This is a genomic window from Streptomyces murinus (assembly GCF_002154555.1).
GTDB classification, from domain to species: Bacteria; Actinomycetota; Actinomycetes; order Streptomycetales; family Streptomycetaceae; genus Streptomyces; species Streptomyces murinus.
This window is the reverse complement of the sequence record NZ_MUNF01000074.1, coordinates 1-8,653: the sequence shown is the minus strand read 5'-3', so window position 1 is coordinate 8,653 and position 8,653 is coordinate 1. Positions and strand designations below refer to the sequence as shown.

At 68.8% G+C, this 8,653-nt stretch carries 14 protein-coding genes; 5 read left to right on the top strand and 9 right to left on the bottom strand.

Features of this window, described 5'->3' with window-relative positions; all coding sequences use genetic code 11:
• Both CCN72_RS05985 and CCN72_RS05980 read right to left on the bottom strand, forming a co-directional pair.
• A partial coding sequence (locus CCN72_RS05985) for a D-alanyl-D-alanine carboxypeptidase family protein (protein ID WP_086806626.1) occupies nt 1–1,123 on the bottom strand: 1,123 nt, incomplete at its 3' end.
• A gap of 119 nt (nt 1,124–1,242) precedes the next feature.
• Nucleotides 1,243–1,569: a nuclear transport factor 2-like protein gene (locus CCN72_RS05980; RefSeq protein ID WP_085564460.1), complete on the bottom strand. Its 327-nt coding sequence runs from the start codon at nt 1,567–1,569 to the stop codon at nt 1,243–1,245.
• A gap of 126 nt (nt 1,570–1,695) precedes the next feature.
• Between CCN72_RS05980 and CCN72_RS05975 the strand changes: the two genes are divergently transcribed.
• Nucleotides 1,696–2,253 (top strand): DoxX family protein, encoded by a 558-nt coding sequence (locus tag CCN72_RS05975; protein WP_086806624.1) that lies wholly within the window; start codon nt 1,696–1,698, stop codon nt 2,251–2,253.
• 90 nt (nt 2,254–2,343) lie between these two features.
• On the top strand, nt 2,344–2,688 hold the full coding sequence (locus CCN72_RS05970) for a MazG-like family protein (protein WP_086806623.1): 345 nt from the start codon (nt 2,344–2,346) through the stop codon (nt 2,686–2,688).
• A gap of 12 nt (nt 2,689–2,700) precedes the next feature.
• On the opposite strand, the gene CCN72_RS05965 is transcribed toward CCN72_RS05970, so the two are convergent.
• The 7 genes from CCN72_RS05965 to CCN72_RS05935 form a co-directional block, all read right to left on the bottom strand.
• A complete protein-coding gene (locus CCN72_RS05965; protein WP_086806622.1) occupies nt 2,701–3,369 on the bottom strand; it encodes a contact-dependent growth inhibition system immunity protein in 669 nt (222 codons plus the stop codon).
• Between the two features lie 28 nt (nt 3,370–3,397).
• On the bottom strand, nt 3,398–3,697 hold the full coding sequence (locus tag CCN72_RS05960) for an RNase A-like domain-containing protein (RefSeq protein ID WP_085564464.1): 300 nt from the start codon (nt 3,695–3,697) through the stop codon (nt 3,398–3,400).
• A 13-nt stretch (nt 3,698–3,710) separates the two neighbouring features.
• The gene (locus CCN72_RS05955; protein WP_086806621.1) at nt 3,711–4,268 is read right to left on the bottom strand and encodes a hypothetical protein; all 558 of its coding nucleotides are present in this window, start codon (nt 4,266–4,268) and stop codon (nt 3,711–3,713) included.
• Nucleotides 4,269–4,297: 29 nt separating this feature from the next.
• The gene (locus CCN72_RS05950; protein ID WP_143664052.1) at nt 4,298–5,977 is read right to left on the bottom strand and encodes an RNase A-like domain-containing protein; all 1,680 of its coding nucleotides are present in this window, start codon (nt 5,975–5,977) and stop codon (nt 4,298–4,300) included.
• On the bottom strand, nt 5,977–6,288 hold the full coding sequence (locus tag CCN72_RS05945) for a WXG100 family type VII secretion target (RefSeq protein ID WP_086806619.1): 312 nt from the start codon (nt 6,286–6,288) through the stop codon (nt 5,977–5,979). The genes CCN72_RS05950 and CCN72_RS05945 overlap by 1 nt, the downstream gene beginning before the upstream one ends.
• A gap of 75 nt (nt 6,289–6,363) precedes the next feature.
• Nucleotides 6,364–6,789 carry a WXG100 family type VII secretion target gene (locus CCN72_RS05940; protein ID WP_086806618.1) on the bottom strand — a complete coding sequence of 142 codons (426 nt, stop codon included), beginning with the start codon at nt 6,787–6,789 and terminating at the stop codon, nt 6,364–6,366.
• 49 nt (nt 6,790–6,838) lie between these two features.
• Entirely contained in the window at nt 6,839–7,291 is a 453-nt protein-coding gene (locus CCN72_RS05935) for an ATP-binding protein (RefSeq protein WP_202442953.1), read from the bottom strand.
• A 203-nt stretch (nt 7,292–7,494) separates the two neighbouring features.
• Between CCN72_RS05935 and CCN72_RS05930 the strand changes: the two genes are divergently transcribed.
• The 3 genes from CCN72_RS05930 to CCN72_RS05920 all read left to right on the top strand — a co-directional run.
• Nucleotides 7,495–8,343, top strand: a complete 849-nt coding sequence (locus CCN72_RS05930) for a helix-turn-helix domain-containing protein (RefSeq protein WP_086806625.1) — start codon at nt 7,495–7,497, stop codon at nt 8,341–8,343.
• Nucleotides 8,340–8,552, top strand: coding sequence for a DUF397 domain-containing protein (locus tag CCN72_RS05925; protein WP_086806616.1), 213 nt, complete (start codon nt 8,340–8,342; stop codon nt 8,550–8,552). The genes CCN72_RS05930 and CCN72_RS05925 overlap by 4 nt, the downstream gene beginning before the upstream one ends.
• Nucleotides 8,549–8,653, top strand: a 105-nt coding sequence (locus CCN72_RS05920) for a DUF397 domain-containing protein (RefSeq protein WP_143664051.1), incomplete at its 3' end; no start/stop codon positions are given. The genes CCN72_RS05925 and CCN72_RS05920, both read left to right, overlap by 4 nt.

Here is an 8,653-nt window from a genome sequence, read left to right as displayed (position 1 = left end):
CGAGCAGGGCCGCGGTACCCGCCGCGCCCTCCACGAGACGGGCCCCGGAGGGACCCTTGGCCGGTGCGCCCGCCGCGCCGGCCGCCGCCTGGCCGCCCGCGTGCGCGGGCGCGGGGGACGCGGCCGCGCCGCCCTCGCTGAGCGGCTTGACCAGCGCGCCCACCGGCCGGGCCGTACGGCCGTGGGTGAAGCCCCAGTCGAGGAGGGCGGCGGTCTGCTCGTAGACGGCGTTGCTGCCGGTGGCCGGGTGCATGACCGTGACCAGCAGGGTGCGGCCGTCGCGAGTGGCGGCGCCGGTGAAGGTGTTGCCCGCGTGGCTGGTGTAACCGTTCTTCACGCCGATCAGGCCGTCGTACGTCTTCAGGCCCCACGCCCCGGTGAGCAGGCGGTCGGTGTTCTGGATCTGGAAGGTCTTCTTGCCGCCCGCCGGGAAGTTCGCGATCCGGGTGCCGCAGTAGCCCCGGAAGTCGGGGTCCGCGAGCCCGTGCCGGGCGAAGAGCGTGAGGTCGTACGCCGAGGACAGCTGGCCGGGGTGGTCGAAGCCGTCGGGGCTGACCACATGGGTGTCGAGGGCCTGGAGGTCCTGCGCCCTGGCCTGCATCTCGGCGACGGTCCTGGCGATGCCGCCGTTCATGTGCGCGAGGACGTGCACGGCGTCGTTGCCGGAGCGCAGGAACACGCCCTGCCACAGCTGCTCGACGGTGTAGGTGATGCCCGCCTTGATCCCGACGAGGCTGGAGCCGGCCGGGACGTCGGAGATGTCGGAGTCCTTGACCGTGTACTTCTCGGTGCGGTCGAACTTCTTCAGCACGGTGTCCGCGAACAGCATCTTCAGCGTGGACGCGGGCGCGAGGCGCTGATGGGCGTTGAAGGAGGCGAGCACCTCACCGGTCGTACCGTCGGCGACCAGCCAGGCGCGCGCGGTGAGCAGCTTGGTGGGCACCGCCGCCGCGCCGTCCACCTGGAGCCCGCCGCGGGCCAGCCGTTCGCCGCCGATGGCGGTGGCCGGGGACGCGGCGCGGGCCGGGGCGGCCGCGGCCAGGGGGAGGACGGCGGACGTGGGAAGGGCGGCGGCCGTCAGCCCGAGGACGGCACGCCGACTGAGCCGGGTGGATTCGCGCACCCCGGGACGGTACACCGCGCCGAGCAGCGGATTCGGCACCGAAGGGTGGTGACGGCTAGGGAATTTGCCACGTTATGAAAATCTGACCGGATAACGTGACGTGGCCGACGTGAGCAGCCTCACGCCTGACCGGTCTCGAAGCGCGAGATCCGTCCGTCCTCGTCGACGGTGAAGCTCCACCGGGTGTTCATCTCGCCCCAGGTGTCGTTGCTGTAGCGGGCGACCAGGGCGCGGCCGCCGCGGGACTCGTTGTCGACGTCCATATGACCGTGGGACGAGAAGATCTCCCGGTCGATCCAGTCGGCGAGATCACGGTCGGAGCCGTCGTCCGACATGGTCGCGTCAGGTGTGAGCAGCGCCAGGAAGCCCTCGCGATCATGGGCGTTGACGGCACTGACGAAGGCCCGGACGGCCGGATCGCTGAGTTTGGCTGGCTGAATCGTCATGGCGCCAGGCTCACACCGGGTCACCGGCACCGCCACCGGAGCGCGCGGTGGGATGCATCCGATGGTGTGACCGGTGTGACGGTGGTAACACAGGAGGGGCTTTGTCATCTGGGCTTGGGAGTCGCCATGACCTGTTACGACCGACGTGATCTGGGCCTGCTGCTGCTCCGGCTGGGGACGGGCGGGGTACTGGCGGCACACGGCGCGCAGAAGCTGTTCGGCTGGTTCGGCGGCCATGGTCTGGAGGGCACCGGCCAGTTCATGGAGTCCGTCGGCTACGCCCCCGGCAAGGCGAGCGCCACGGCCGCGGGGCTTGCGGAGACCGGCGGCGGCGCCCTGCTCGCCCTGGGCCTGGCCACCCCGGCGGCGGGCGCGGCGGCCGCGGGCGCGATGGCGGGAGCGGCGGCGGTACACGCCCCGAACGGCTTCTTCGCCCAGGCGGGCGGCTACGAGTACGCGGCGACCCTGGGCCTCGCCGCGGTGGGCCTCGCGATCACCGGCCCGGGCCGGCTCTCCCTGGACCACGCCCTCGGCCACATCTTCAACCGCGGCTGGATGGTCCCGACCGCCCTCGCGGCGACGGCGGCGGGCACGGCGGCGGTGGTGGGGGCGCGGACGTGCCGGGTCCGGGCGAAGCGGGAGGGGAAGCAGGAGGCGCTGTTCGAGGAGGTCGAAGAGTCCTAGCCGAGGAGTTCCTGGTCGAGGAGTCCCAGGAGGAGTGGATCCCCGGGGTGCACGAGGTGCCGGCCACCCCCACGTGGCAGGCTGCCCCGCATGACCGACCAGGATCCCGCTCGTCAGGCCCTCTGGCCCGCCATCGACGAACTCTTCTCCCGCCTGGAGGCCACCCGGACGGCCCAACCCGGCCGGGAGGCCCTGCTGTTGCGCATCCTCAAGCTGTCGGAGGAGGCCGGCGAGGTCGCGGAGGCGGTGATCGGCGCGACCGGCCAGAACCCCCGCAAGGGCGTCACCCACACCTGGGACGACGTCCAGGCCGAACTGTGCGACGTCGTCATCACCGCCCTGGTCGCCCTGCGCACCCTGACCCCGGAACCAAGGGATGTGTTCGAACGACATCTGAAGGGGGTACGGGAGCGTCCGCTGAGGCCGTCGGTGTAGGAGCCTGCTCGCTCAGCCCTCGCCGGTCGGCACGGCGAGTTGGCCCGCGACGGCCGACAGCCAGCCGCTGGGCGAGTAGGGGGCGGGAGGGTCGACCTCCATGCCGAGTTCGGCGACGGCGAGGGCGCAGTCGGGCTCGTCCAGGTCCAGCGCGAGCAGTTCCTGGAGCTCCCCGACGAGGCGGGCCACGAGGTGGCGGTCGGTGGAGTCGCGGTAGTCCTCGACGGCGGCGTGATGGTCGTCGAACTCGTCCGGCATGTCCTGGGAGAACCATCCCCCGAGGAACTGCCCCAGCTCCGGGAAGCGGGCGTGCCACTCCCAGTGCGTGGCCGGGACCGCGGGCGGGGGCACCTCTCCCGTCTCGATGCTGTCCTTGATGTGGTCGGCGAGACAGCGCAGCCAGGACTGGATCTCGCCCTGGGGCAGGCCGGCATCGGGGATGGCGTAGAACTCGCCGAGCCGCAGCCGGAGTCGGCCCGGCGGGTTGTCGGCGTACTCCCGCAACTGCCGTTCGGCGGTGGCGAGGGCCCACGGCCGGGTGTGCCAGGTGTGCCGGAGGTAGGCGGTCAGGGCCGGACCGGGCTGTTCCGGGGTGTCGTCCGCGGGTTGCCCGAGGTAGGCGCGCATGACCTGGTCGAGTTCGCCGTAGCGGCGGTCGTGTTCGAGGGGGCTCAGGGGCACGGTGGTCAGCCTCTACGGGTCTACGGGTCTAGAGATAGATCGGGAACGTGGAGTGCACGGTGAAGCCGTGCGGGCGGGCGGGGTCCCGTCTGAGGACCACCCGGGCGGCCCGCACCTCGACGGGCTCCCGGCCGGCCAGCATCATCGCCTGCAACAGCACCCGCCCGACCGGCTCCTCCCGGGCGGGCCAGGCCGCCTCGATGCTCAACCGCGCCCGCGTGGACTGCGCGAGCCAACGGTGGATGAGCTGCTCATTGGCGGTGACGACCTGCTGGGTGGCCCATTGGGCGGTGTCGCGGTCGGGGTAGGTGGCACTTCTGGTGCGCATCTCGGCTTTCCTTTCAGTCTTCCCAGAATGCCCAGAAAGCCGCGACCTCTGTGTCGGACACGACGACGACTCCGCAGTCCGTGGTGTACACGGAGAGACAGGACCACTCGGTGTCCGGGTTCAGCAGGTCGGCGTCTCGATTCTCGCGGGCATCCGCTGCGTTGGTGAAGAAGAGAGAGTTCGAATCAAACCTTGAGAGGATTTCCTCGGAGCTCTTGAACAAGCCTTCCTTGCGGGTTTCGAAATCGGGAATACCGGCCACTTGGAAGAACTCTCCCTTGAGTGCCACCAAGAGCTGGGCGGCCGACTCTCTGCCGATTTCGTAGAGGCTTTCCCCGAGCTCCTCGGGGGACCACAGCACGAAGGGGGCTCCGATGCCGCTTCGGTCCTCGTTGATCTCCGGTGCGTAGTTGAACGCCTTCCAGCCACGCGGGTCGGTGACCTTGAGGGCCAGCACCGCCGCGACGTCCCGCCGCCAGTCCTCATGCTGCCTCGGTCCCACCCGTGCGAAGGTCCAGCCGCCCCCGTACAGGTCGAAGAGGGCGGACTCCCACGACGCAGCATCAACCACGATAATTCACCATTCCGATATAAATTCGTTCATGAGTTCGGGAGATCGTCGCTAGGTGTCGAGGTGAGTACGACATAGGGCGGGTGACCTCCGGCGCGATACCGCAACGTCACCTGCACCTTATCGGAGTCGTGAGGCTGAGAATCTCCCCGGGACCAAGTTCGCCCTGTGGCCTGACCGAAATCCAGGCCGACGGTCCTGTTACCCTTGTTCGGTTTATTATTGTTAAGCCATTTCTCAATCTTCTTCTGGTTGTCCGGGTCGTCGAGTACGGCCTGGGTGAACCGCTGCGCGTTGTTCAGATCCGTGAATGTCGATACGGCGATCGGCCTCACCACGCCATCCGGATAGAGGCGCGACTGATCGCGAAGCCGCTGCTCCAACTGTGCGTCCGTCTTGCCTACGTGTTTGTCGATGACGTGCGAGCCCGAGACGCCTTCCTGGTTCGCGAGATCGACGGGGAAACGGTGGTGGGACTCGTCGTCGCCGGGGACCGTGTAGAGCGGATCCCCCTTGAATTCCGTCAGGGCGCGCGCGCCGAACGCCTCGGCCCTCGCCGTTTCCGCATTGAAGGTCGGCGCACTGGTGTACGCCTCGTCCAGCGCCGCCATCAGGTCCTCGATGCGCCGGGCCTGGCGGTCGACCCGGTTGTCGTAGGCGGTGACGGCGTCGTTCATCGCGCCCTCGTCGATGTCCAGGACGATACCGACCGAGATGTCCGTCACCACGCCCTTGCCCATGTGCCACAACCCCTTGAGCACGCTGGTGGGGTGGCTGATCTCCATCTTCTCCGGGTCGAGCTGCCGGATGCTGTCCTTCACGGCCTGGGTGTAGATCCGGTGCAGGTCGCCGCGTACGTCCTCCGCCGCCAGGGCCACGTTGTACACCGCGTCGACCATGGTGTCGCAGGTGTCGAACAGGACGGCGAAGACGGGGTGACTGGTGCCCTGCTTGTTCGCGCCGTCGTTCGCCCAGTCGTAGCCGTCCCGCGTCTTGCCCCAGGCGGACGTGCCCCACAACGTGCTGCAGAACGTCCGCATCGCGTCGTACCACTCCTGGTTGGACTGGTCGGTGATGCCGCTGAGGTAGCCGGTCAGCATCCCCTCCACCATGCCGAGCGTGCCCTGCGGCATGCGCCACGCCTCGGAGATCGAGTACAGGCGCTGGTGGTTGGGGAGCGGGAGGATCTCCGCCGCCTTGCCCCACCGGCACTCGTGCTCCAGCAGGGGCCGCATGATGGTGAGGACCACACCCTCAAGGCCCTCCAGGATCTCCTGCGTGAGGCTCTGGCCGGCGTCGATGTCACCCCACTTGAAGTCGGTGACCGGGCCGTACTTGGGCGGTGTGTCGATCACCTGCGGGGCGGGGCGTTGCGCCGGCGGGCCGGTCGGTGAGGGGTGCGTGGCGTGGTCGGCCGCCGCGTAGTTGTTGGCGGTGCTGTTGAAGCCGACCGCCGCACCGCCCACGCTCACCACGGACTTGGCCCAGACGTCGAGGAACCGGTTGGCGATCTTCACGTAGGACGTGGTGAAGCCCTTCATCGCCGTCCCCTTGCCACCACCGTCCGGATACCGCGCCAGCTCGGTGAGGAACGCCTTGACGCCCTGGTCGAGAGGGCTCTGCTGGCCCGCCACGTTGGTGGACACCTGGTGGAGGACCGAGGGCGTCACATCGATCGTGCCCTGGCCGGGTTGTGCTGGAGTACCCATCAGGCGGCTCCCCAGCCGCGCAGCACCGCCCGGTGCGCGGCCGCGTAGTTGGCGTGTCCGGTGGTGACGTACGCGTGCAGCCACTTCTGGGCCGCCTGCAAGTCCTGTGCGGAGCGGTCCCATTCGTCGAGCTTCTCGACGAAGATCTCGCGGGCCTCGCCCTTCCAGGACAGCACGACCGGCTCGACGCGGTCGTACAGATCGCCCAGTTCGCCGTTGAGCTTCTTGAGGATGTCCTCCAGGTCCACGGCGAGTTCGTGGAGCGTGGCGAACGAGACGGTGATGTGGTCGTCGTCGGCACCGGTCGACATGTTTTCCCCCTGTTGTCGGTCACGCGGTTGTGCGGCGGGCGCGTCGCGCCGGAAGCGTCAGGAACGTCAGGAACGTCAGAAGCCGTCCAGGCTGCTGTGCGGGCGCGGCGGGGCGTCGTCCCCCGCGGTGTTCGGCGTGGACAGCTTGTCGACCTCGCTGTCGATGTCCACATGGATGCGCCGCATCTGCTCCAGCACGTGCAGGTCGTCGCTGCTGAAGCCGTCACGGCTCAGCCGCACCGCCTGCTCCAGTCCCTTCATCACTTCCCGGATCCGCACGGCGTCCTCGGCCGCCGCGCGGTGGAAGTCCCGGTACGCCGTCGCCGCGGGTCCCCGCCAGCCGGCCTCGACGCGGTCGACCAACTCGTCCATGCGGCGCACCTGTTGGTCGAGATGGCTCTGCATATGGTCGAGATCGTTGGCCAGTTTGGTCAGGTCCTCGGACGACACATGCAGGTCGGCGCCTTGTTGGTGCCCCTGCCCTGTCCCTCGTGTGCTCATGTCGCATCTCCCCCGGTCACCGGCGGTACCAGCGGCCCGCCGACGGGGTTCATTCTACGGCGGCCCCCTCGGAAGGCCCGCTGCCTGTCGGGGCGTTGGTCCGCCGGATCGCGTACTCCGCCCACACCGTCTTGCCCGGACCCTCGGCGCGCGGACACCAGCCCCAGCGGGCCGCCAGGTGGGACACGAGGAGCAGCCCGCGGCCGGCCTCTTCGGCATCGGCGCCCGCGGGAGCGACGGGGCGGCACTCGGGGAGGCGTTCGCCCCGGGTGTCGGTGGTCTCGACGCGGACGGTCCCGGATACGGGCGCGAAGTGGAGACCGAAGTGGAAGTCCCGGCCGGGTACGCGACCGTGCCGTACGGCGTTCGCGGACAGCTCGGCGACGATCAGCACGATGTCGTCGTGCGGCACAGTGCCGTACAGGATGCCCCACTCGTCCAGCCGTACGGCGGCCAGCCTGCGGGCGAGACGGGCTCCCCGCGGGGTGGAGGTGAAGCGCATCTGGAAGGTCGTGAGTTGGGGAGTGCCAGTGGTGCTGGCGGGTTTCGTCGTCACGCTGATTACGGTGCCGTCGGTGGCGTAGCGTGACGAGTGGTGACGCACTGACGCCCGCCGGTTGTACGTGCGTTGTGTCCACGAGTACGAGGCGTGCGGCGTGACGGCGTTCCCCTGTGGGGCGTTGGCCGGGGGAGGCGGTGGTGGAAATGACAGAAAATGCGGATACGACGGCGGAGACCGGGTCGGTTCCGGAGGGTCCCGGGACGGGTGTCGTCGCGGCCTTCGGGCGGACCCTGAAGACCCTGCGGCTCCGAGCGGGGCTGGACCGGGCGGAGTGCGGACGGCGCATCGGCTACTCGGCGTCCACGGTCGCCTCGTTCGAGCAGGGACGGAGGATCCCGTCCCCGAAGACGATCGACAAGGCGGACGAGGCGCTGGGCGCGGGCGGACTGCTGAGCGTGTGGAAGGAGGAGGTGGAGAGGGCTCAGTATCCGGTGTTCTTCCAGGGGATGGCCCAGTTGGAGAAGCAGGCCGTCGAGTTGCTCATGTACGACACGCACGTCGTCAACGGCCTTCTCCAGACCGAGGAATACATGAGGGGACTCCTAGCTATGCGTCGGCCGCCGCTGGATCAGGAGACGATCGAGCAACGGGTAGCCGCACGACTGGCTCGGCAGGAAATCTTCGACCGACGGCCCACACCACTGTTGAGCTTCGTGATGGACGAGGCGGTGTTGCGACATCGGTACGGCGGCGACGACGTGCTGCGGGGGCAGTTGGAGCACCTGTTCCTGGTCGGCCAGAAGCCCAACGTCGAGATCCAGGTCATGCCACTTGAGTCCGAGGACAACGCGGGTGTGAACGGGCCGTTCACGGTCGTCACCCGCAAGGAGGGCAAGAAGTTCGTCTACGCCGAGACCCACTCGACCAGCAGTCTTGAGACCGACCCGGAGCAGGCGGTTCTCGCAGCGGCCCGCTATGGGATCATCCGATCACAGGCTCTCAGTCCGCGAGGGTCCTTGGATTTCATCGAAGGGTTGTTGGGATCGCTATGAACAACGCTGAGTCCTCGACTAACGCGCCCGGCCTCGCCTGGTTCAAAAGCAGCTACAGCGGAACCGAGGGCGGCCAGTGCGTGGAGGTCGCGGCCGGTACGGCCACCGTTCACATCCGGGACTCCAAAGCCACCGCCGGGCCCCTGCTCACCGTGTCGCGCGAGGCCTGGGCCGGGTTCATCGGGCTGACCTCGAAGGACGAGCTATGAGCAACGCTGAACCCTCGACCGTTGCTTCCGGTCTCGCCTGGTTCAAAAGCAGCTACAGCGGAACCGAGGGCGGCGACTGTGTGGAGGTCGCGGCCGGTACG

Excerpts from the sequence above, each read along its gene's own strand:
- CCN72_RS05950 (WP_143664052.1), bottom strand. The coding sequence starts at position 5,977 with ATGGGTACTCCAGCACAACCCGGCCAGGGCACGATCGATGTGACGCCC.
- CCN72_RS05940 (WP_086806618.1), bottom strand. The coding sequence starts at position 6,789 with ATGAGCACACGAGGGACAGGGCAGGGGCACCAACAAGGCGCCGACCTG.
- CCN72_RS05960 (WP_085564464.1), bottom strand. The coding sequence starts at position 3,697 with ATGCGCACCAGAAGTGCCACCTACCCCGACCGCGACACCGCCCAATGG.
- CCN72_RS05935 (WP_202442953.1), bottom strand. The coding sequence starts at position 7,291 with ATGCGCTTCACCTCCACCCCGCGGGGAGCCCGTCTCGCCCGCAGGCTG.
- CCN72_RS05980 (WP_085564460.1), bottom strand. The coding sequence starts at position 1,569 with ATGACGATTCAGCCAGCCAAACTCAGCGATCCGGCCGTCCGGGCCTTC.
- CCN72_RS05970 (WP_086806623.1), top strand. The coding sequence starts at position 2,344 with ATGACCGACCAGGATCCCGCTCGTCAGGCCCTCTGGCCCGCCATCGAC.
- CCN72_RS05930 (WP_086806625.1), top strand. The coding sequence starts at position 7,495 with ATGACAGAAAATGCGGATACGACGGCGGAGACCGGGTCGGTTCCGGAG.
- CCN72_RS05975 (WP_086806624.1), top strand. The coding sequence starts at position 1,696 with ATGACCTGTTACGACCGACGTGATCTGGGCCTGCTGCTGCTCCGGCTG.
- CCN72_RS05925 (WP_086806616.1), top strand. The coding sequence starts at position 8,340 with ATGAACAACGCTGAGTCCTCGACTAACGCGCCCGGCCTCGCCTGGTTC.
- CCN72_RS05945 (WP_086806619.1), bottom strand. The coding sequence starts at position 6,288 with ATGTCGACCGGTGCCGACGACGACCACATCACCGTCTCGTTCGCCACG.